The organism is Mucilaginibacter lutimaris, from assembly GCF_042676625.1.
Taxonomy (GTDB): Bacteria; Bacteroidota; Bacteroidia; order Sphingobacteriales; family Sphingobacteriaceae; genus Mucilaginibacter; species Mucilaginibacter lutimaris.
Genome location: NZ_JBHTIA010000012.1, coordinates 68,696 through 91,284 on the forward strand (window position 1 = coordinate 68,696; position 22,589 = coordinate 91,284).

Consider the following 22,589-nt stretch of genomic DNA (forward strand, 5'->3'; position numbering starts at 1 on the left):
TCAAAACAGTATCTGCCAATTGGCTTATTAATCCCTGTCGCGGCTTAATTTGGCAAACACCAACGGGTTCTCGTTAAGTTCGGCAGTTTCGCGGCGGTGCTTAATTACGTGTATGGCAGTAAACAATGCCTCACGGAAAGATATCTCTGACGCCATGTTCTTCCCGGCAATATCATAAGCGGTACCATGATCGGGCGAGGTACGTACAAAGCTTAACCCTGCAGTGTAATTCACCCCCGATTCAAACGCTATTTGCTTGAACGGAATAAGCCCCTGGTCGTGGTACATGGCCAGTACAGCATCAAATTGCAGGTAAGTACCATTGGCAAAAAAGCCGTCGGCAGCGTATGGGCCAAATGCCAGTACATCGTGGTTGCGGGCTTCTTCTATAGCGGGGATTATGGTAGTTTGCTCTTCGCTGCCAATTAAACCGTTGTCGCTGGCATGGGGGTTTAAGCCCAATACCGCTATTTTGGGTTTACGGATCCAAAAATCGTTCTGCAAGCTTTCGTTCATCAGCTTTAGCTTATGCACAATTTTATCGGTAGTAATGCTTTCCGAAATTTTTGACACCGGGATATGGCCGGTTACCACGCCTACGCGCAGGGTATCGCTCACCAAAAACATTAGCGATTCGGGTTTGCTGTCGCGATGCTGCAAATATTCGGTATGGCCGGGAAAACTAAAGTCGGCACTTTGGATATTATCTTTATTAATAGGTGCGGTAACCAAGCCGTCTATATTGCCGGCAAGCAGGTCGTCCGTAGCGCGTTGCAATGAAATGTAGGCATATTTGCCACCATCGGCAGTTACCTGGCCAGGCTCTATCTTCACATCCTCTTCCCAGCAGTTGATCATGTTGGGTTTTCGGTGCTGCACGTTTGCCGGGTGATCTGTAACGGTAAAGTTAAACTCGCCTATATCGGTAGCGCGGCGGTGGAATGATGCTACCTTGGTATGCCCGTAAACAATGGGTGTGCAGTAATCGTATATTTTAGCATCAGAGAGGGTCTTAAGGATTATCTCTAACCCTATCCCGTTAACATCGCCGATACTTATGCCTATTTTAGGTTTGTTACTCATGATTGTATGATTTCATCGATTATAGTTTGATTCCACGGATTGCTATCTGGCCTGATTGCACCGATTAGGTATTCAAAATGATCGGTTTATGTTATAATTTGCTTTGTGTTCTAAGCCTTTAGCTTATTGCCCAACATGCAAATAAAAAGATTTTAAGTTTATAATTTCCGATTAAAGCACAAATATGCCGTAATTTGCTCAAATAAAAACGGATAATGACATTAGTAAGGGCAAAAAAACATCTGGGGCAACACTTTCTTACTGATAAAAATATCGCGTCGAAAATTGTGGAAAGCCTGCGCCCCGAAGGCCGCTACAAACAGGTACTTGAAGTAGGCCCCGGCATGGGCATCCTGTCAGATTTCCTGTTGCAAAAGCCGGAATATGAAACATTTCTGATAGATATTGATACCGAATCGTACAACTTCCTAAAAAAGAAATACCCTGCCCTTGGCGAGCGTTTGATAAACGACGACTTTTTAGAGCTCGACTTTAAAGGCAAATTTGAGAGCCAGATAGCGGTTATAGGCAACTTCCCTTATAACATTTCCTCACAGATCTTATTCAAGATACTGGATCACCGCGACCAGGTGCATGAGGTGGTAGGCATGTTCCAAAAAGAAGTGGCCGAGCGTTGCGCCGCCAAGCCCGGCAGCAAAGAGTACGGCATCCTGAGCGTTTTCCTGCAAGCTTATTATAAGGTAGAGTATCTATTTACGGTGAAGGCCGGGGTTTTTAATCCGCCACCAAAGGTCCTCTCGGCTGTTATCCGCCTTACCCGTAATGAAACTGCTGATCTGGGTTGCGATGAGAAACTGTTTTGGCAGGTAGTGAAGGCCGGCTTTAACCAGCGCCGTAAAACGTTGCGTAACGCGGTATCATCACTCATCAATAAAGAAAAGATGGTTGACAACCAAACCCTCGACCTGCGTGCCGAGCGCCTGAGCGTTGCCGACTTTGTGAAATTGACTAATGAAATAGCCGTAGCGCGATAACTACATTATGAATAAGGTGAAACAAGTTTTAGCCGATCATCTTGGAGTCAAAAAGACAAATCTTGAATACGTTCAGTTAATTAACGGTTTCGGTTTCTCTGATAAGCTATTTAACGAAATGTCTGAGATCTTGTCTGATAAGCAAATAGAAATTCTTAAAAAGTCTAAATATCAAGTAGGATTAGATCCACTTGATAGCATTTTTATATATAGCTTCACCTTATCGAATAAAAAGCATTTCGCTGTGATATATGATTATTATGAACTTTACCTTCCCAATTTTGTTTGGGATGTTTTTACAGCCTAAATCACAGGTACAACTACTGTCTTATCTACCCGGTTTATTTCCTTTACCTTTTGCGCCATACGTTTTACAAAAATGTAGTTAGCTGTACCACCTATTACCGCGCCTACAACGGGCACTAACCTTTCGGCTGCGCGCACACCAAATGCAAGTAATAGGTTTTCGGCGATGCCTTCCATCATGCTTTTAGTTACGGCTACCCCCGCTTCAATTTTAAATGAGGTGGCAACTAATTGCATAAATTCGTCAAAGCCAATCCTATAGCTTCCTTTGGCATAATACATAATAGCCATGGTAACCCTAAATTGTTGGGTTATGAGGTTAACAAAATCTACCGGCATACCCACCAGCATGGTCATGAAACCGCCGCTGCCCGCTATAGCACCACTGCCTGCCGCTATGTAAGCGCATTGGTTAATAAATTTATCCAATCCCATCTTGTCAACGCTTTTTTTGATGCTGATCTGGTCTATCTGCTCAAAAATTTGTTTAAAACCATCGTGAGATAACTTGTCCACATATTGCTTTATATCGCTGCGGGTATTTTTAAATGGGTTTATCATGTGTTGATGTTATACATAAGGATATTGCCATTTGCGTGCCAAAGATTGAGCGCATATTTTACTCACCCGGTCATTGCTTCGCTAGACCACCCTCTCTTCGCTGCGCGGAAAGAGGGTAAGCTCATTTTTAATTTTATTCCTTACACTCTTTGCACAGCAGAGAGGGTCGACCAGCGAAGCGTAGTGGGGGTGAGTAAATCGTCTCGCGTAAACCACATAATTATCTACCCGTGCCTTCTACTTTCTAAATTTGTAATTTTGCCCTATCAAACCCATACATCTGTGAAAAACCACATACTTATAGTCGACGATCTGCACCCGGCATTTATGGAGCAGGTACAGGCCCATGGCTTTACCTGCGATTACCAGCCCGGCATGAATAAAGAAGAAGCCTTTACCATCATCAAAAATTATGACGGATTAGCTATCCGCTCCAAGTTCCAGGTGGACAAGGAATTTATTGATGGCGCGAACCTGCGTTTCATTTGCCGCGCCGGTGCCGGCATGGATAATATTGATGAAGATTATGCTACGGCCAGGGGCATCGAATTGATCAATGCGCCCGAAGGCAATATGGATGCTGTAGGCGAGCACGCGATGGGTTTGCTGTTATCGCTGATGAACAATATTAACCGTGGCGACGCCGAAATCCGAGATGGTAAGTGGCTGCGCGAGGAGAACCGGGGTTACGAACTTAAGGGGCGCACGGTCGGCATCATTGGCTATGGCCACATGGGCAGCAGCTTTGCCAAAAGGTTATCGGGATTTGGGGTTGATGTTATTGCTTACGATAAATACAAAACCGGCTTTAGCGACAGGTATGCACGCGAGGTAAGCATGGAAGAAATAGTGCGTACCAGCGATGTACTAAGTTTGCATATCCCATTAACTAAGGAAACCAACGGACTGGTTGATGAGGAATACCTTTTCCACTTTAAAAAACCAATATTTTTCCTGAACACGGCGCGTGGTAAAGTGGTAAAAACACAGGCTGTGCTTAATGCTATTAAACAAGGCAAAATTATAGCCGCCGGGTTGGATGTTTTGGAGGTTGAAAAATTCCCCGCGCTGGCCGAGCAGCAATGGTTTGATGAACTGCGCCAAAGCGGCAAGGTAATATTAAGCCCCCACGTAGCCGGGTGGACGTTTGAGAGTTACCGCAAAATTAGCGAGGTGATGGCGGTCAAGCTCGTTACGTTTGGAGTGGTTGGTGAGTAATTGATTGGTGAAGGTTAAATCGCAGAAATCTTAAGCAATCGGTGCAATCATTTTTTAAAAATCGGTGTAACCACAAAAACAAAAAATTTGGATATTAAAACTTAATTATATTATCTTCGTTTTACACTAAACAAGACTATGCAGGTAATACCACGTAGTCTTGTTTGTTTTTAAGGCCGTCACGCTCTTCTATGGAAAAAGTAGGGGAGCGGTTTTTTTTGGCGGCGTTTGTATAAAAATGACTAATTAAAATTGTGTTATGGCAGAGGTATCATACTATACCAAAGAAGGTTTAGAAAAATTAAAAGAAGAATTACAATATCTAAAAACTACCGGCCGCGCTAACATAAGCGCAGCTATAGCAGAGGCGCGCGATAAAGGCGATTTATCAGAAAACGCCGAATATGACGCGGCAAAAGAGGCACAGGGCCTTCATGAAACTAAAATAGCGCAGATGCAGGAAACCCTTGCCAACGCGCGTTTATTAGATGAATCGAAACTTGATACTTCTAAAGTTTTGGCATTGTCAATCGTGAAGATAAAAAACGTGAAAAGCGGCGCTACTATGAGCTACCAGTTGGTATCAGAAAGCGAAGCCGATATGAAAGCAGGCAAGATCTCGGTAACATCACCCATAGCAAAAGGCCTGCTTGGCAGATCGGTAGGCGAGATAGCAGAAATTACTGTTCCCGCCGGTAAAATAGAATTTGAGATTTTAGAAATTAGCAGATAGCGAATGGTTAATTGGGTGAGTGGTTAACAAAACTGCTCATCCAATCAATTACTATAATTACTCACTATTCACATTATCAACCACTCACCAATCATGAGCATCTTTTCGAAAATTATATCAGGCGAAATACCGGCGCATAAAGTTGCCGAAACCAACGAGTTTTTAGCTTTTTTGGATATTAACCCACTGGCAGAGGGCCATGTACTGGTTATCCCCAAAAAAGAGGTTGATTATATTTTTGATATCGACGATGAAACCTACATGGGTTTGCAGATGTTCGCCAAAATTGTAGCTACAGGTATTAAAAAGGCTGTGCCCTGCAAAAAGGTTGGCGTTGCTGTAATAGGTTTAGAAGTGCCCCACGCGCACATCCACCTGATACCTATGAACCGGGTTGATGATATGAATTTTGCACGCCCAAAGCTAACACCAACTCAGGATGAGCTGGCCGCTACCGCTCAAAAAATAGTTGAGGCTTTGAGGGAAGTTACCAACGAATAAAATTCCCACCGTCATGCCGAACTTGTTTCGGCATCTCTCAGGACAAGCCTACACCTGGAATTACGCTTAATATGTGTGAGGCACAAACAAGTTAGGCACGACGTTTTGTTTATATATCCATTATTTCCTTTTTCTTTTTTGTACGCAGGCGTTTTGGTATAAAATCAAGTATCTCATTTTTCAGGGCTTCTATCATGCGCCGTTTTAAAAAATTACGGTGTATGGCAATACTTACTTCGCGGGCAGGTTCGGGGCTTTTAAAATAGCGTACCCGGTCGCGCTGGCGGTCGCTCATATCGGCAAGCGCCAGTTCAGGTAAAATTGTAGCGCCATTGTTCATATCTACCATACGTTTCAAAGTTTCTACACTCCCTGTATTGTACTCAAAATGTTGGAAACCCTTTGTGGCCTTGCGGCGCTGGCATATGTTTAGTACCTGCTCGCGCATACAATGGCCCTCGTTAAGCACCCAAATCTCTTCCATATCAATATCATCGGGCGTAATGGCTTTCTTCTTAAACAGCTTGCTATTTTTAGAGGCGTAGGCTACAAAGTTCTCATAAAAAACAGGTATCTCCGTAATATTGCTCTCGTGGAGGGGGGTAGATAGTATCCCGCAATCCAGTGTACCCATTTTTAATTGCTGCACAATTTGCTCGGTGGTTTGCTCCCATACGATGAGTTTTACGTGCGGATATTTCTCAATAAATCCGTTAATTATCTTAGGTAAAATATAGGGTGCTATCGTGGGGATGATACCCACCTTTAGTTCGCCCGATAACTCTTTTTGCCTGTCGGTTATAATTTCCTTTATCTTTTCACTTTCGGCAAGCAAAACCCTTGCCTGTGCAATTATCTCTTCGCCTATTTCGGTAGGTATAACCGGTTGGTGGCTGCGGTCAAAAAGCTTTACCCCCAAAGTATCTTCCAGTTTTTGTATTTGCATACTCAGCGTGGGCTGGGTAACAAAACATTTATTGGCAGCAGCCACAAAACTACGGTACGTGTCTACCGCAATCACATATTCAAGCTGAGTTATAGTCATTATCAATATAATCTATCTAAAGATAGTAATTATTGATTTTTTCTATCGAAGTTTTTTATAGAAGTTTGATTTTATAAAACCAACAACATGGAACCTACTAAAAAGAGGCTTACTACTGCATCCGGCAAGCCTTATGCAGAAAACGAGAATTCTCAAACCATAGGATCACGCGGCCCCATTTTATTACAGGACTTTATCCTGCACGAAAAAATGGCCCACTTTAATCGCGAGCGCATCCCCGAGCGCGTTGTACACGCAAAAGGATCTGGCGCTTATGGCAAGCTAACCATAACACATGATATAACTAAGTACACCCGGGCAAAAATTTTTAGCCACATTGGTAAAGAAACCCGGGCATTCCTTCGTTTTTCTACCGTTGGCGGCGAAAAAGGTTCGGCCGATACCGAGCGCGACCCGCGTGGTTTTGCCCTTAAATTTTATACCGAGGACGGTAATTGGGACCTTGTTGGAAACAACACCCCGGTTTTTTTCATTAAAGACCCAAAGAAGTTTGGCGATTTTATACATACACAAAAACGCGACCCCTACACCAATTGCAAAAGCGCTACCATGATGTGGGATTTTTGGTCGCTCAACCCCGAAAGCTTACACCAGGTGACTATACTCATGAGCGACCGCGGTACGCCATACGGATACCGCCATATGGATGGTTTTGGCAGCCACACCTTTTCGTTCATTAATAATAACAATGAGCGTTTCTACGTAAAATTCCATTTTAAAACCCAGCAAGGCATTAAAAACTTTACTGATGAAGAAGCGGGAGAAATGCGTGGCAAAAATCCCGATTTTGCACAGCACGACCTGCTAACGCATATAGATAATGGTGATTTCCCGAAATGGGACCTGAAGATACAGGTTATGCCCGAAGCTGAAGCCGCTACTTATCACATCAACCCGTTCGACCTGACCAAGGTTTGGCCACATGGCGATTACCCACTTATTGATGTTGGCGTTTTAGAATTGAATGAGAACCCCGATAATTACTTTGCACATGTAGAGCAGGCCGCCTTTGCCCCGGCACATGTTATAGATGGAATAGGCTACTCGCCAGACAAGATGCTGCAGGGGCGCATACTTTCTTACCCCGATGCTCATCGTTACCGCCTTGGGGCTAATTACGAGCAAATACCGGTGAACCGCTGCCCTTTTATGGTGAACAATTATCAGCGCGATGGCCAGATGCGTATTGACGGGAACGGCGGCAAAAACCCTAACTACTTTCCAAATAGTTTTGATAATATAATTGCTGATGAGCATTACAAAGAACCCGCGTGGGATGTAAATGCCCAAGTAGCAGATTGGTATGACCGCAACGCCGAGGGCGAGAATGACCATTATACCCAACCGGGCAATTTATACCGCCTGATGAACGAGGACAGTAAAAAAGACCTGATCAAAAATATTGTACACTCTATGAGTGGTATTGAAGGCCCTAAAAAGGAGGAAATAACCAACAGGCAGCTTTGCCATTGGTTCCGTGCAGATATTGGTTTGGGAATGGCCATAGCGCAAGGCCTGCAGCTTGACCTTAGCGAGACCATGAAGCATATGCCATCCTAAAGAGGGATTAGTTATTGGAGAATAGAGGTTAGGTTTAAAGAGACGCCCATAATGTGGGTGTCTCTTTTTATTTCTTAGTTTTTCGTTTTGATGATGAAGCTGATTTTATACAGTTAGGCACTTTTTTGCCATTCTTTTTCTTCATTCCGGCAATTTTATAACCTGCCCAACACGGGCCTCTTTTACCACGGTGTGCCATAAAATTATTTTTGGTTTAATTGAATATGGCAAGTATTGTTCCAAGTTTTAAAGATCGGTGGTTGGTGATTAGAGATTAGGCGCAAAAAAAGGCCATAGCATATGCTATTGGCCTTTAAAGTAACCCGAAGACTACTCTTTAATTTCCGATATCTAATCTCTAACTATTACTCAACCGTTACCGATTTAGCCAGGTTACGTGGCTGGTCAACGTTACAACCGCGCATAACCGCTATGTGGTATGATAATAATTGTAAAGGTATGGTGGCCAATAGCGGCACAAAGGTTTCGCCGGTTAAAGGGATCTCGATGGTATAATCGGCCATTTCTTTAACATCGGTATCGCCTTCAGACACTATCGCGATAACGTGTCCGCCACGGGCTTTAACTTCCTGAATGTTGCTGATCACTTTTTCGTACGATGAATTTTTAGTTGCGATAAATACAACCGGCATATCCGCGTCAATCAGCGCTATAGGGCCGTGCTTCATCTCTGCAGCAGGGTAACCTTCGGCATGAATGTACGATATCTCTTTTAGTTTAAGGGCACCCTCAAGCGCTACCGGGAATGAACTGCCACGGCCAAGGAACAGGCAGTTGGCCGAATCTTTAAAACGCTCGGCAATGGCTTTAACCACATCGTTACATTTTAAGGTTTCTTCAACCAAATTAGGTATCTCATCTAACTCCGTAAGGTATTCTACAAATTTATTTTGTGTAATTGTACCCCGTTGCTGGGCAATGTAAAATGCTATAAGCGTTAATACAGTAACCTGCGCGGTAAACGCCTTGGTTGATGCCACACCAATTTCGGGGCCGGCGTGGGTGTAAACACCCGCATGTGTAATACGTGGAATAGATGCACCCACCACATTACAAATACCGAATATAGTTGCGCCTTTTTCTTTTGCAAGTTCTATAGCTGCCATGGTATCGGCAGTTTCGCCCGATTGCGAAATGGCTATCACCAGGTCTTTTGACGTGATGATAGGGTTACGGTACCTAAACTCAGAAGCATATTCAACTTCAACCGGTACACGGGCATATTCTTCTATTAAATACTCGCCCACCAAACCGGCGTGCCATGATGTACCACAGGCTACTATCAATATCCGGTCAACATTTTTGATCTTCTCAATATAATCTTTTATACCGCCAAGCTTAACCAGACCCTGCTCTGGATATATCCGGCCACGCAGACAATCGCGGATAGAACGCGGCTGCTCATATATCTCTTTAAGCATAAAGTGGTCGTAACCGCCTTTTTCCAGCATTTCCAGCTTAAGTTCAAGCTCCTGTATGTATGGGGTTTGTATGGTATTGTCGATGTGCTTTATCAACAGGTCGTCGCGCCTAACGTAAGCAATTTCGTTATCATTCAGGTAAATAACATTTTTAGTATACTCCACTATCGGCGTAGCGTCTGATGCTATAAAGTATTCGCCTTTACCAACGCCAATTACCATTGGGCTGCCTTTACGGGCGGCTATCAGTTCGTCGGGCTCATCATCGCTCATAATAACAATGGCGTAAGCACCAACCACACGGTTAAGGGCAAGCCTAACCGCTTCGCGCAGGCCAAGGCCTGTAACATCTTTTATCTCTTCAATAAGGTGTATTAAAACCTCGGTATCGGTATCGCTTTTAAATTCGTGGCCTTTTGATAAAAGCGCTTCCTTAAGGGTTGCATAATTCTCAATAATACCATTATGAATGATGGTAAGTTTGCTATCGCCCGATGTATGCGGGTGCGAGTTCCTGTCGCTTGGCGCGCCGTGGGTTGCCCAGCGGGTGTGGCCCATACCTACCGAACCTCCAAGGTCATGGCCCTCTACGTGGGCTTCCAGGTCGCTAACCTTTCCGGCCTTTTTAAAAAGTTTTAACCCGTCATTTGCAAGGGCAATACCGGCACTATCGTAACCACGGTATTCGAGTCTGTGAAGTCCTTTTATTACTATTGGATAGGCGTCTCTGAAACCTATATAACCTACTATGCCGCACATAAATAAATAGAATTTATTGTAATTAATAGAATTAGATGTGCGACAAAAGTAAGGAGATAAATAGCATTATCAATATTAAAAATTACATATAAAAAAAAATACCCCATTTGGGGTATTTTTAACATTGCTTTAAAAAGTTTTTTAATTTATAGTTTGGTGTAAATAATATTAAGCTTAATATTATATGGCGATGCTTCTTTGCCTCCAACTATACTTCGTTCGGAATAACTTGCCGCCGGGTTAACATCAATTGCTGTTGTTATAGTAGGGTCAACAGGCGCCAGGTAAGTACCGTAGTCAACCGTTTTACCGGCTATAAGGTCCTGCAAAAAAGCAGTTACTATAAAGTGATACTCGCCTTTGGCAGCATCGTAATTACCACCAAAAACCGAGGCTCTTGGGTCTGTTTGAGATGCATCCTGCAACGTTATACGCTGGTGGGCAATATCGTACTTATATAAGGTTAACCTTTTAGCCGGGGCGTAAGGTATGCCTGTACCCGGCTTTAAGCTAACAACAAGTTCTGCCCTGTTAATTATAACGTTCTTGTTGCCTTCTGCAAACAACGTTTGAAGGTTAGGGAATGATATTTTTGCCCTTAGGCCGGCAAGGCCCTGCAGGTAAACCAGCCCATCGGTTGATGTACCATCTAATGCTGCCTGCACTTTAGCGCTATAGGTATGTTTTATCTCGGTAACGTTGGTGCCAAAAGGCAAAGAGATAGATGAGGTATCAATTGTTGTACCATCGGTTCTTCTGTAATAATAAGTTACCGCGGCCGAATCGAGCCTGAAGAACATATTCCCGCCCGGGCCTGTAGTTTGAGCCTTATCAATAGAAAAGGCAAGGCCTTTAAAAGTATTCTGAAAAACAGCATTATTACCTAGCAAAGCAGGTGAGGCGCCAAAAAACACCGAATACATATACTCAGGATCGAGTGGTACACGCACTTGCGGTTTTACTTTAATCAGGGTGTCGCGGCCACCTTTAACCAGATTGGTGATATATAAACTATCATGCGCCCGCGCTGAAAATGTTTTTGTTCCTATTATAGAATTGATAGTTGCAAAATGCTTGGTATTGTAGTAAGATTTTGATGGTGTTATACGCTCATCAAGCCGGCGAACATCAATTTTAAAACGTGACGCAAGCGAATCGCCATAAAAACCATTGGATGCGTAAGGCAAAACCAGTACAGCCGAGTCGACTGTTATAGTGCCGGTAGGCAATGTGTAGGCCACATTACCAGGTAACGACAATACCGCGGCTATATTAGCTTCGGTGGTGCCAAACTCAGGATCTTTAAAATAAGCCAGCGGCGCGCGGGTTGATAAATTATTGGTAATTATCGAATCTTCATACGCTGTGGCGGCCACAACATTGTTATTCGTTAAAAGGCTACCCTTTATCTCGTTGGTTGGGTCTAAACCTATACCATCCTGCGTTTTACAGCTATTCAAAATAAAAAGACTTATTAACAAGGTTAATAAGCCTAATTTGTAAAATTTCATATATAATTTTAAAGCTTAAGCAACATCCACCAACTGCTCGCTGGTGATTTCTTCGTAAAAATTGTAATAATTTTCGTAATCCGAAGTGGAAACGTATTCCATCACCGATTTATTGCTGTTTTTAACATTATTTAACACATCAGCATCAATATCGGCACTGCCTAAAACAATACCATCGCTATAATGGATAGCACCTGCATACATTGCTGTATTGGTACCCTCTTTATAAACTTCGGTATTAGCTTCTGTCATATCGCCCATCACGGCTTTACGCGCAAAGTCGGCATCCATTTTTTCGGTAAACTCATTTCCGTAAATAGAGTAAACCACTTTAGAGTTTTTGAATGTAGGGTCGTCTTTATATGTCGTTTTTAAGTAAGCGGGTACCAAAGCGCTCATCCAGCCATGGCAGTGGATAACATCCGGCGCCCAGCCAAGTTTTTTAACGGTTTCTAAAGCACCCTTGCAGAAAAAGATCATGCGCTCATCGTTATCGGCATAAAATTTACCGTCTTTATCGTTAAACACATGCTTGCGTTGAAAATACTCTTCATTATCTAAAAAGTAAACCTGCATACGCGCCGCGGGGATAGAAGCTACCTTGATGATCAGCGGATTATCATTATCATTAATAATAATATTCATCCCTGATAAACGGATAACTTCATGTAAACGGTTCCTACGCTCATTAATATTCCCGAAACGTGGCATCAAAATGCGAATCTCGAAACCCTTATCCTGCATGGCCTGCGGAAGTTGGCGCGTAATCTCAGCAATTTTTGTTAATTCGAGAAAGGGAGACATTTCATGAGTTATGAACAGTAGTTTTGATTTACCCATCACTAATCTATTAATAAATGTAAAGAAGTTCAAAAAATTTGAGTTTGCAAATATAAGCATTATTATATGAACTGGCAACCACTTGTGCAATAGCGTTTGGTAGTTTTTAAGTAATTGTACACCTTTGCCAAATTTTTGCAATCTTTATTTGGTTTGAAAACATTTACCACCCGCCGCCAACTCCGCGAATATTTATCTGCCCGGGGTAACGCAACCATTGGCTTTGTGCCTACTATGGGTGCATTGCACAATGGCCACCTATCTCTTATTGCGCAGGCAAAGCAGGGTAACGATATTACCGTTTGCAGCATTTTTGTGAACCCAACCCAGTTTAACGACCCCAAAGACCTGGAAAAATATCCCCGCCCTATAGAAGCCGATATGGCTAAACTGGAGCATGCCGGCTGCGATGTTTTATTTAACCCCGAGGTTAGCGAGATGTATGACACTCATGAGCAATGGCATTTAGATATTGGGCAGCTGGAGCATTTGTTAGAGGGCGAATTTAGGCCCGGGCATTACCAGGGCGTTATGCAAATAGTGTATAAACTACTTGATATTGTTAAGCCAACCAGCCTTTATATGGGGCAAAAAGATTACCAGCAATTTATGGTGGTAAGCCGTATGGTTGAGCTGATGAACATCCCGGTAAAAATGGTGATGTGCCCCATAGAGCGCGAAGCCGATGGCCTTGCAATGAGCTCGCGCAATATCCATTTAACCAACCAGGACAGGCAGCATTCGCTTGTGCTATACCGAACGCTTAAATGGGTAAAAAATAATTTTAACAGCAGCGAAATTGCCTCACTACAGCAACAGGCAATGGATAAATTAACAGCCGAAGATGGCGTAGAGCCGGAATACTTTAGGATCGTTGACGGTAAAACCCTGTTGCCTGCAACTGAAAATACACCAAACATTGTTGCCCTTACCGCCGCGCGCGTTGGTAAAACAAGGCTTATAGATAATGTGTTGATCAAATCATAGTAGTTGATGGTTCATAGATCATATAAACGTCATACATATATTACAAATGCAAAACATTACCATGAACTATCAACTATAAACCATCAACCAATTATTCCTACCTTTGCACCATGATTATTGAGGTATTAAAATCAAAGCTTCATCGCGTTAAGGTTACACAGGCCGAATTAAACTATGTTGGCAGTATAACTATTGATGAAGATCTTATTGAAGCGGCTAATATCATCCCGAACGAAAAGGTGCAGATAGTTAACAATAACAACGGCGCCCGTTTCGAAACCTACGTTATAAAAGGCGAACGTGGCAGTGGTACCGTATGCCTTAACGGCGCTACCGCGAGGCTGGCCCAGGTTGGCGATATTGTGATCATTATGTCGTACGCCTATATGGAGGCCGAAGAAGCCCGCGCTTATGAGCCAATACTTATTTTCCCTGATGCGAATAATAAATTAATTAAATAAATTAGCGGCACCTTAAGTCGCAATTATTTAATGAAATTTCTTCTTACCCTCGCTTTTACATTTCTATTTATAACCTCCGGCTATTCTCAGACTGTTTTTTATCTCAAAAAAAACGGCAAGTATGTGAATGAGGCGGATAGCGCCGATTATACACGCGTTATAAGCAAACCCGATTCGGGCTCAATGCTTTTTAATGTAACCGAATATTATAAAAACGGCAATATCAAACTTATTGGCAAGTCAAACAAAATTGATCCGCCAAACTACGAGGGCCAGCGGGTTACATATTATGGATCGGGCCTAAGGCAAAACCTTTCTACCTTTAGTAAAGGCGATAAGGTTAGCAACAGTTACGAATATTTCCCGAACGGAAAATTATACCGGATTATAAAATACCCGGATATCCCCGTCGAAAAATCCCTGGAAACTGCTTATGAAATCATCGCAAGTTTCGACTCTTTAGGCGTTGAGCACGTAAAAGAAGGCGAAGGCGATTATAAAGGGTATAGCGATGATTTCAAATACGTTGAAGAAACCGGCAAAGTGCATAACGGCAAAAGAGATGGCATTTGGACCGGAGAAAAGAAAAACATTCACTCCACCTTTACCGAAACGTATAATAACGGTGAGCTCATTAGCGGTGTATCTGTCAATGATAAAAACGAAACTTTTAATTATAAGGGCAACCGCGGCACTCCTCCCGCCTTTAAAGGTGGCTACCAGGCATTTGGCCAGTACCTGGGTAATAATATTGTGTACCCTACTTATGCTCGCAAAAACATGATCCAAGGGAGGGTGATCTTGACTTTTGTGGTTGAAAAAGATGGAAAGTTAAGCGATATAAAAGTAGTTAAATCTGTAGACCCGGTTCTTGATACCGAAGCTGTAAGGGTTTTAGAAAAATCCCCTAAATGGCTTCCGGGAATTATTATGGGCCAACCGGTAAGGGTGCAATACAGTGTACCGGTAAATTTTGCTCTTCAATAAGCTTTTAAAGCTGTTTATTAGCAAAGCATAAGTAAGCCTTTCAGCCCAATATTAAATTTGTAAATTTAAATACCCAAATCCCTGCAAATTACTATCTTTGCACCCCGACGCTGAGGTCGGGATTTTTCGCCTTTCAGCGCATAGGATTTTCAAGTCCTTAGTCGGTAGTCTTTAGCCCTTATCGCTTGATTTAAGGCCCTGACTTAAGACTTTGGACATAAGACATAAGACTTAAAAAACTATGCCCAGAGACACTTCCATCAAATCCGTTTTAATTATTGGTTCGGGCCCTATTATTATAGGCCAGGCGTGTGAGTTTGATTATGCCGGTTCGCAGGCTGCCTTATCTTTAAAAGACGAAGGCATCACTGTATCTATCATTAACAGCAACCCCGCCACCATCATGACCGATAAGGTTATTGGCGATCATGTTTACCTGCTTCCGCTTAATGTAGAAAGCCTGGAGAAAATACTTCAGGAACAAAAAATAGACGCTGTATTGCCTACCATGGGTGGCCAAACCGCGTTAAACCTTTGTATCGAGGCCGATGAACAGGGCTTATGGAAAAAGTACGGGGTTAAAATTATTGGGGTTGATATAGCCGCTATAGAAAAAACAGAAAACCGCGAAGCGTTTCGCCAGTTAATGGTGGACATTGGCGTTGGTGTTGCTACCTCTAAAATTGCCAACTCTTTTCTTGAAGGTAAGGAAGCCGCGCAACAAATAGGTTTCCCGCTGGTAATACGCCCAAGCTATACCCTTGGGGGCAAAGGCGCGGGGTTTGTACATAAAAAAGAAGATTTTGACGCTGCTTTAAGCCGCGGCCTGCAGGCATCGCCAACCCACGAGGTGTTGGTAGAACAGGCTGTTTTAGGCTGGAAAGAATACGAGCTTGAGTTATTGAGGGACGGTAACGATAATGTTATTATCATCTGTTCTATCGAAAACTTCGACCCAATGGGTATCCACACCGGCGATTCGATAACCGTGGCCCCGGCCATGACCCTTAGCGACCGCTGCTACCAGGAAATGCGTAACCAGGCTATTAAGATGATGCGTGCCATCGGTAACTTCGCAGGTGGCTGTAACGTTCAGTTCTCGGTTAACCCGGCTAACGAAGAGATCATCGCTATCGAGATCAACCCGCGTGTATCCCGCTCATCAGCCTTAGCATCAAAAGCAACAGGTTACCCAATTGCCAAAATAGCTGCGAAGCTGGCCATTGGTTACAACCTTGATGAAATAGAGAACCAGATCACCAAAACAACCTCGGCTTACTTTGAGCCGACGTTGGATTACGTGATCGTAAAGATCCCTCGCTGGAACTTTGATAAATTTAAAGGTGCTAACCGCGAACTTGGCCTTACCATGAAATCGGTAGGTGAGGTGATGGGGATTGGCCGCAGCTTTATAGAGGCTTTACAAAAGGCTTGCCAAAGCTTGGAAATTGGGCGCGCCGGCCTTGGTGCCGATGGTCGCCAAAGCCGTAACCTCGATGAGATCATGCAAAGCCTGGAGCATCCAAGCTGGGACAGGCTGTTCCATATCTACGATGCCATGAGCCTGGGTGTACCGATCGAATCTATCCGCAAGGTAACTAAGATAGACCGCTGGTTCCTGAACCAGATCCAGGACGTGGTGAACATCGAGACCGAACTTCGCCGCTACTCATTAAATAATATCCCCGAAGACTTCTTCTTCACCCTTAAACAACGTGGTTTCTCTGACACTCAAATTGCCTACGTTTTAGGTAACGTAACCGAAGAGGATGTTTACCAGCGCCGTAAAGCCCTGGGCATAAAACGCGTTTATAAAATGGTGGATACATGCGCGGCCGAGTTTGCTGCCAAAACACCATACTACTATTCAACCTACGAAGGCGAGAACGAATCTGTTGTGTCTGACAGGAAGAAAATTATCGTATTAGGATCGGGCCCTAACCGTATTGGCCAGGGCATTGAGTTTGATTACAGCTGTGTACATGGTTTGTTAGCCGCTAAAGAAAGCGGTTACGAAGCCATTATGGTTAACTGCAACCCCGAGACGGTATCTACCGACTTTAACATGGCCGATAAGCTGTACTTTGAGCCGGTTTTCTGGGAGCATGTACGTGAGATCATAGACCTGGAGAAACCTGAAGGCGTTATCGTTCAGCTTGGTGGCCAAACAGCTCTTAAAATGGCCGAAAAGCTCCACAAGCACGGCATCAAGATCATTGGTACATCATTTAATGATATGGACATAGCGGAAGACCGCGGCCGCTTTAGCGATTTGCTGAAAGACCTGGGCATCCCTTATCCTAAATATGGTGTTGCGGAAAGTGCCGAAGAAGCACTTGAGGTTGCACACGAGGTAGGTTACCCGGTATTGGTGCGCCCAAGCTACGTGCTTGGCGGCCAGGGTATGAGCATCGTAATAAACGATGAAGACCTGGAGAAAGCGGTGGTCAATCTGTTGAAAAATTTACCCGGTAATAGGGTATTAATTGACCACTTCCTTGACCGTGCTGCCGAAACCGAGTCGGATTCTATTCACGACGGTGAGGATGTTCATGTGATTGGCATGATGGAACATATTGAACCGGCGGGCATCCACTCCGGAGATTCATTCGCTGTATTGCCCCCGTTTGACCTGACTGACAGTGTAATAAGCCAGATGGAAGAATATACTGCCAAAATAGCACGTGCTTTAAATGTCAGAGGCTTGTTAAATATTCAGTTTGCGGTTAAAGACGATAAGGTATATGTAATAGAAGCAAACCCACGTGCATCGCGCACGGTGCCTTTTATAGCTAAGGCTTACGACGTACCGTATATTAACATTGCCGCCAAAGTAATGCTTGGCGTTAACAAATTAAAAGATTTTACCATTGAGCGCAAGCTTAAAGGATATGCAATAAAAGAACCTGTATTTTCGTTTGACAAATTCCCGGAAGTAAATAAGGAGTTAGGCCCCGAAATGAAATCTACAGGTGAGGCTATCAGGTTCATACCCGATCTGCAGGACCCATATTTCAGGCATCTGTATAAAGAAAAATCAATGTATTTAAGCAAGTAATTCAAAATCGGCATCGATTTTGAATTAGATCAGGAGCAGTAAGTAATTACTGCTCCTTAATGGTTTAATTTAGTACTATAGTATTGAAAGTTAATTTAAAGAATACGCCGGTCGTTAATTTGAGCAATATCGACCCGGAGGATGTAGAGGAAGTGATGTTAATGATCGAAAGATCGTTCAATATTAGGTTTGAAGGCGATCTTACCCACATTAAAACCTTTGGCGCCCTGTGCGATCTGGTTGTAGATAAGGTTAAAGAAGCACAAAGCGATAGCTGTACCACGCAGCAGGCCTTTTACAAATTGCGCAGTGCAATAAACGCTAAAAAGCCAATTGAAAAATGCGAACTGAAACCACAAACCAAACTTTGCGAGCTTTTTCCGCGTGATAACCGCATTGAGGTTGTTGCCGAGCTGGAGGAAGAACTGGGCTTACACATGAACTTGTTGCATCCCAAACCAGGTGTAGTATGGGCATTTGCCATTGCGCTGATACTCTCTATCACCGTTAGCTTTATGTTTGGTGTTATTGGTTATATAGGTATGGTGATTTCCATCACAGGCTTAATTTTAGCGGGTAAATTTGGCCGCGAACTTAAAGTAAAAACCTTGGGTGATCTGTCGGAAAAAATTGCACGCGAGCATTACCTTAAATGCCGCCGCGATGCACAAACCGTTAACCGCGCCGAAATAGCCGAAAAGATAAAAGAGCTTTTTGCCGATTATCTGCACGTTGAGCCAACAGCTTTACGTAAAGACGCTACATTCGCGTAAGTAATAAGATTTTTTTGAGGTAGCGATTGGTATAAACCCATCGCTATTTCTGTTTTATAAGGACGTGTATAATCGTTTTTATATCAACGTGTCACTACTACTCACCTACCTGTCCACCATTAATCCCCAAACCTCAAAGGTTATCCTTGCTTTGGGGTTAACCTTTTCCCGGTGCTGTTTGGCGCCTGTAACAGTGTCGCCGGCAAAATGCTGGAGATCATCGGCGGTTAAAACACGCTGTGCAACACCTTTTATGATCACCCCCCGCCCTTTTAGCTGCGTTGGCAACATAATGTTGTAATCCTTAAAATGGGCGGCAATTACTTTCCCGTTACCGGCATCCATTTCAAACCAGCCACCTTTTTGTTTAGTAACACGTATTAGTTTACCGGTAAGCGCTGTGGTCTGCCTTATTTTCTTGCCCATCATAGCCTCGATTTTGGTGGCGGCTACAGGTGCAATGCCAATGGGTTTTTCGCCAAAAACCATCCCGTGCGGCAGGTGTACATGCTTTTGGGCAAAGCTTGCAAAACCGCAAAAAATAAAAATGACGAATACTAACTTCTTCATTACCCTATTTTAACACTATTGGTTATAGTTGGTTTGACGTATTTGTAACTTATAGTTTATTTTTTCAACAGTTATGAGTACGATCTACTTATTTTAAGATATTTGTAGTATCCAAAGAACAAATAACGGATGTTATTAGCAAGGTACCAGCACGATTTTATTGAAGCAGGATGTGATGAGGCTGGTCGCGGCTGCCTTGCCGGGCCTGTATTTGCCGCTGCTGTTATCCTCCCGCGCGACTTTGACCACCATTTGCTTAACGACTCTAAACAGCTTACCGAAGAGGTACGCTACCAGCTACGTACCGAGATAGAAGAAAAGGCCATTGCCCACGCCGTTGCCTGGTGCGATAACCATGAGATAGATGAGATCAACATCTTAAACGCGTCTTTCCTGGCCATGCACCGTGCTATTGATAAATTGCTTTGTATCCCTCAGTTTCTGATTATCGATGGTAACCGTTTTAACAAATACCGCGATATGCCGCACCAGTGTATTGTAGAGGGCGATGCCAAATATTTCAGTATAGCGGCGGCCTCTATCCTGGCCAAAACCTACCGGGACGATTACATGAAGCAAATAGCTTTAGAACATCCCGAATACGAATGGCACTCCAACAAAGGCTACCCAACCATTAGTCACCGTAAAATGGTGTTAGAGCGCGGGCATACGCCATATCATCGTAAAACTTTTAAAGTAACGCAGCCGGGCCTTCGTATTTCTGATGAGATAATTGATAAAGCTTAAAGGGTTTAATACCTTTGGCTAACCAATTACGCTTACCTTTTGAGGATATTAATATTAACCCACCGCGCCCCATTCCCACAAAATGGCGGTTACCCCATTGTGGTAGGCAATACCGTAAAAGGCCTGGTAGCGCTTGGGCACGAGGTTACCCTAATGTCTCTCAACGTAAAAAAGAACAGCACCCCGCGCGAACGAGATGAACTGCTCGAAAAAATAAACTATACCGAGTACGATATTGATACCCGTGTAACTATGGTAGAGGCCGTGAGCAACCTGTTTACCACCAACTCCTACAATATTGATAAGTATTATAATGCCGGGTTCGAGAAATTGCTGTTCAGGAACCTTACCGATAATAAGTATGACATTATTCAACTGGAGGGCATTTTTGTAGCGCCTTACCTGGATGTCATCCGCAGAAACTCAAAAGCGAAAGTAATATTCAGGGCGCATAACATTGAGCATCAGGTTTGGCAAAAACTGGCGCAGCAAAAAAGCGACCCTCTTAAACGCTGGTACCTGCAATTGCTTGCCCGCCGCATTAAAAACTACGAGCTGGGCCTCCTGAATAAGTTTGATGGGATAGTGGCTTTTACAGAACAAGACCAAGTCTCCATGCTATCATTCGGCACCAGGATCCCGCTTACCGTTTTACCTATCGGGATAGACCTCTCTTTATATAAACCCGATCATAAAAAAGAAGATTTTCCAAGCCTGTTTTTCCTGGGTTCGCTGGATTGGCTGCCTAACCTCGAAGGGATAGAATGGTTCATAGACAATTTTCATAAAGACATTATCCATGGCGACTTAAAGGCCAAATTTTATGTTGCGGGCCATAATATCCCCGAGCAGTTTGATGATTATGAAGTATTGGGCAAGGTATTTATACATGGCGAGGTTGATGACGCGCTCGAATTTGTGAACAGCAAATCTATCATGATCGTTCCGCTGCTATCGGGCGGGGGCATGCGGGTGAAGATAGTAGAGGGTATGGCCATGGAAAAATGCATTATATCTACATCGCTGGGCGCCGAGGGTATCAATATCCAAAATGGCAAGAACATTATTATCGCCAATAATACCGATGAGTTTTACAGCGCCATGCGCAAATGCATTACCGACGAACATTATTGCCGCCAGATAGGGCGCAGTGCCCGTAAACTGATAGAGCAGCAGCACGATGTAAACACCATTACCCGCCAGCTTGCCGATTTTTATCAATCTATCGCGTAAACTGCCCCGGCAATACAGCTATTTTGCTATTTTTGCCACGATATTAATTTCACCATGAAGAATACAGCTTTAACACAAGTACATACCGATCTGGGTGCCAAAATGGTGCCGTTTGCAGGCTACAACATGCCTGTGCAATACGTTGGCGTAAATGCCGAGCACGATACCGTTCGTAAGGGCGTTGGTGTATTTGATGTAAGCCACATGGGTGAGTTTATTTTAAAGGGCGAAAAGGCGCTTGACCTGATACAACGTGTTACCAGTAATGATGCATCTAAGCTATACAACGGTAAAGTACAATACTCCTGCCTGCCGAATGAAGACGGGGGCATTGTTGATGACCTCTTGGTTTACCGCATTGATGAGAAAACATACATGCTGGTTGTTAACGCCTCTAACATAGAGAAAGACTGGAACTGGATAAGCAAATTTAACACCGAAGGTGTGGATATGAAAGATATATCAGACCGCACCTCGTTACTTGCTGTACAAGGCCCTAAAGCAGCCGAAGCACTGCAAAGCCTAACCGATATAGACCTGGCATCAATGGAATACTATACTTTTACCAAAGGCACTTTTGCAGGTATCGGAAATGTAATCGTATCTGCAACGGGTTATACAGGTGCAGGTGGTTTCGAGATCTATTTTGATAACGAACATGCCGAATTTATTTGGAATGAAATATTCAAAGCGGGCGAGCCATTCGGTATTAAGCCAATAGGTTTAGCCGCGCGCGATACCTTGCGTTTAGAGATGGGCTTTTGCCTTTACGGAAACGATATTGACGATACCACATCGCCATTGGAAGCCGGCCTGGGCTGGGTAACTAAATTCAATAAAACGTTTACCAATTCAGAAGCCCTGCAACAGCAAAAAGCAGCCGGTGTTACGCGTAAGCTTATTGGTTTTGAAATGATAGACCGCGGCATTCCCCGCCACGATTACCAGATAGTTGACGCTGATGGTAACGTGATTGGTAAAGTAACATCGGGCACACAATCGCCATCGCTGCAAAAGGCAATTGGCCTTGGCTACGTAAAGAATGAATTTGCAAAAGAAGGCACCGAGATCTTCATCCTTATCCGCGATAATAAAGTAAAAGCACAGCTTGTAAAGCCACCGTTTTATAAATAACAGGGCTCTGCCCGTCATTGAGTCATTAGGTCATTGCGTCATTTTTTGTGACCGGTGACCTAAT

The 22,589-nt window shown here is 43.6% G+C and carries 21 protein-coding genes; 14 read left to right on the forward strand and 7 right to left on the reverse strand.

Annotated features, from left to right (window positions below):
- Positions 1 to 27: 27 nt before the first annotated feature.
- Positions 28 to 1,083 (reverse strand): 4-hydroxythreonine-4-phosphate dehydrogenase PdxA, encoded by a 1,056-nt coding sequence (pdxA, locus tag ACFQZI_RS15265; protein ID WP_377143934.1) that lies wholly within the window; start codon positions 1,081 to 1,083, stop codon positions 28 to 30.
- A 215-nt stretch (positions 1,084 to 1,298) separates the two neighbouring features.
- Between pdxA and rsmA the strand changes: the two genes are divergently transcribed.
- On the forward strand, positions 1,299 to 2,078 hold the full coding sequence (gene rsmA, locus ACFQZI_RS15270; protein WP_377143936.1) for a 16S rRNA (adenine(1518)-N(6)/adenine(1519)-N(6))-dimethyltransferase RsmA: 780 nt from the start codon (positions 1,299 to 1,301) through the stop codon (positions 2,076 to 2,078).
- Between the two features lie 7 nt (positions 2,079 to 2,085).
- Entirely contained in the window at positions 2,086 to 2,385 is a 300-nt protein-coding gene (locus tag ACFQZI_RS15275; RefSeq protein WP_377143938.1) for a hypothetical protein, read from the forward strand.
- Here ACFQZI_RS15275 and ACFQZI_RS15280 read toward each other — a convergent pair.
- Positions 2,382 to 2,945, reverse strand: coding sequence for a hypothetical protein (locus ACFQZI_RS15280; RefSeq protein ID WP_377143939.1), 564 nt, complete (start codon positions 2,943 to 2,945; stop codon positions 2,382 to 2,384). The two genes, ACFQZI_RS15275 and ACFQZI_RS15280, sit on opposite strands and share 4 nt — an antisense overlap.
- A 282-nt stretch (positions 2,946 to 3,227) precedes the next feature.
- Between ACFQZI_RS15280 and ACFQZI_RS15285 the strand changes: the two genes are divergently transcribed.
- The 3 genes from ACFQZI_RS15285 to ACFQZI_RS15295 all read left to right on the forward strand — a co-directional run bounded on the left by ACFQZI_RS15285 (position 3,228) and on the right by ACFQZI_RS15295 (position 5,397).
- A complete protein-coding gene (locus ACFQZI_RS15285; RefSeq protein ID WP_377143940.1) occupies positions 3,228 to 4,163 on the forward strand; it encodes a 2-hydroxyacid dehydrogenase in 936 nt (311 codons plus the stop codon).
- A gap of 259 nt (positions 4,164 to 4,422) precedes the next feature.
- Positions 4,423 to 4,896: a transcription elongation factor GreA gene (greA, locus tag ACFQZI_RS15290; protein WP_377143942.1), complete on the forward strand. Its 474-nt coding sequence runs from the start codon at positions 4,423 to 4,425 to the stop codon at positions 4,894 to 4,896.
- Positions 4,897 to 4,986: 90 nt separating this feature from the next.
- Complete coding sequence (locus tag ACFQZI_RS15295) at positions 4,987 to 5,397, forward strand: HIT family protein (RefSeq protein ID WP_377144944.1); 411 nt, start codon at positions 4,987 to 4,989, stop codon at positions 5,395 to 5,397.
- A gap of 109 nt (positions 5,398 to 5,506) precedes the next feature.
- On the opposite strand, the gene ACFQZI_RS15300 is transcribed toward ACFQZI_RS15295, so the two are convergent.
- Entirely contained in the window at positions 5,507 to 6,442 is a 936-nt protein-coding gene (locus ACFQZI_RS15300; protein WP_377143944.1) for a hydrogen peroxide-inducible genes activator, read from the reverse strand.
- A gap of 87 nt (positions 6,443 to 6,529) precedes the next feature.
- Here ACFQZI_RS15300 and ACFQZI_RS15305 point away from each other — a divergent pair, with 87 nt between their 5' ends.
- Positions 6,530 to 8,023, forward strand: coding sequence for a catalase (locus ACFQZI_RS15305; RefSeq protein WP_377143946.1), 1,494 nt, complete (start codon positions 6,530 to 6,532; stop codon positions 8,021 to 8,023).
- 365 nt (positions 8,024 to 8,388) lie between these two features.
- Here ACFQZI_RS15305 and glmS read toward each other — a convergent pair whose 3' ends face one another.
- From glmS to ACFQZI_RS15320, 3 genes are all read right to left on the reverse strand, one after another.
- Entirely contained in the window at positions 8,389 to 10,224 is a 1,836-nt protein-coding gene (gene glmS, locus ACFQZI_RS15310) for a glutamine--fructose-6-phosphate transaminase (isomerizing) (protein WP_377143948.1), read from the reverse strand.
- Positions 10,225 to 10,370: 146 nt separating this feature from the next.
- A complete protein-coding gene (locus ACFQZI_RS15315) occupies positions 10,371 to 11,735 on the reverse strand; it encodes a DUF4270 domain-containing protein (protein WP_377143950.1) in 1,365 nt (454 codons plus the stop codon).
- A 15-nt stretch (positions 11,736 to 11,750) separates the two neighbouring features.
- On the reverse strand, positions 11,751 to 12,575 hold the full coding sequence (locus tag ACFQZI_RS15320) for a glycogen/starch synthase (protein WP_377143951.1): 825 nt from the start codon (positions 12,573 to 12,575) through the stop codon (positions 11,751 to 11,753).
- Positions 12,576 to 12,728: 153 nt separating this feature from the next.
- On the opposite strand from ACFQZI_RS15320, the gene panC reads away from it, so the two are divergent.
- From panC to ACFQZI_RS15345, 5 genes are all read left to right on the forward strand, one after another.
- Entirely contained in the window at positions 12,729 to 13,562 is an 834-nt protein-coding gene (panC, locus tag ACFQZI_RS15325; protein WP_377143952.1) for a pantoate--beta-alanine ligase, read from the forward strand.
- Between the two features lie 110 nt (positions 13,563 to 13,672).
- Positions 13,673 to 14,023 carry an aspartate 1-decarboxylase gene (gene panD, locus ACFQZI_RS15330; protein WP_377143954.1) on the forward strand — a complete coding sequence of 117 codons (351 nt, stop codon included), beginning with the start codon at positions 13,673 to 13,675 and terminating at the stop codon, positions 14,021 to 14,023.
- A 30-nt stretch (positions 14,024 to 14,053) separates the two neighbouring features.
- The gene (locus ACFQZI_RS15335; RefSeq protein ID WP_377143956.1) at positions 14,054 to 15,010 is read left to right on the forward strand and encodes a TonB family protein; all 957 of its coding nucleotides are present in this window, start codon (positions 14,054 to 14,056) and stop codon (positions 15,008 to 15,010) included.
- A 241-nt stretch (positions 15,011 to 15,251) separates the two neighbouring features.
- Positions 15,252 to 18,068 carry a carbamoyl-phosphate synthase large subunit gene (gene carB / locus ACFQZI_RS15340; RefSeq protein ID WP_377143958.1) on the forward strand — a complete coding sequence of 939 codons (2,817 nt, stop codon included), beginning with the start codon at positions 15,252 to 15,254 and terminating at the stop codon, positions 18,066 to 18,068.
- An 83-nt stretch (positions 18,069 to 18,151) separates the two neighbouring features.
- The gene (locus ACFQZI_RS15345) at positions 18,152 to 18,841 is read left to right on the forward strand and encodes a hypothetical protein (RefSeq protein ID WP_377143960.1); all 690 of its coding nucleotides are present in this window, start codon (positions 18,152 to 18,154) and stop codon (positions 18,839 to 18,841) included.
- A gap of 105 nt (positions 18,842 to 18,946) precedes the next feature.
- Here the strand turns inward: ACFQZI_RS15345 and ACFQZI_RS15350 are convergent, their stop codons facing one another.
- Positions 18,947 to 19,411, reverse strand: coding sequence for a DUF4920 domain-containing protein (locus tag ACFQZI_RS15350; protein WP_377143962.1), 465 nt, complete (start codon positions 19,409 to 19,411; stop codon positions 18,947 to 18,949).
- A 129-nt stretch (positions 19,412 to 19,540) separates the two neighbouring features.
- Here ACFQZI_RS15350 and ACFQZI_RS15355 point away from each other — a divergent pair, with 129 nt between their 5' ends.
- Genes ACFQZI_RS15355 through gcvT form a run of 3 tightly spaced genes read left to right on the forward strand, consistent with a single transcriptional unit; the run spans position 19,541 to position 22,525 of the window.
- Positions 19,541 to 20,158: a ribonuclease HII gene (locus ACFQZI_RS15355; RefSeq protein WP_377143964.1), complete on the forward strand. Its 618-nt coding sequence runs from the start codon at positions 19,541 to 19,543 to the stop codon at positions 20,156 to 20,158.
- A 39-nt stretch (positions 20,159 to 20,197) separates the two neighbouring features.
- A complete protein-coding gene (locus ACFQZI_RS15360; protein WP_377143966.1) occupies positions 20,198 to 21,391 on the forward strand; it encodes a glycosyltransferase family 4 protein in 1,194 nt (397 codons plus the stop codon).
- A gap of 54 nt (positions 21,392 to 21,445) precedes the next feature.
- Entirely contained in the window at positions 21,446 to 22,525 is a 1,080-nt protein-coding gene (gcvT, locus tag ACFQZI_RS15365; RefSeq protein WP_377143968.1) for a glycine cleavage system aminomethyltransferase GcvT, read from the forward strand.
- Positions 22,526 to 22,589 lie beyond the last annotated feature (64 nt).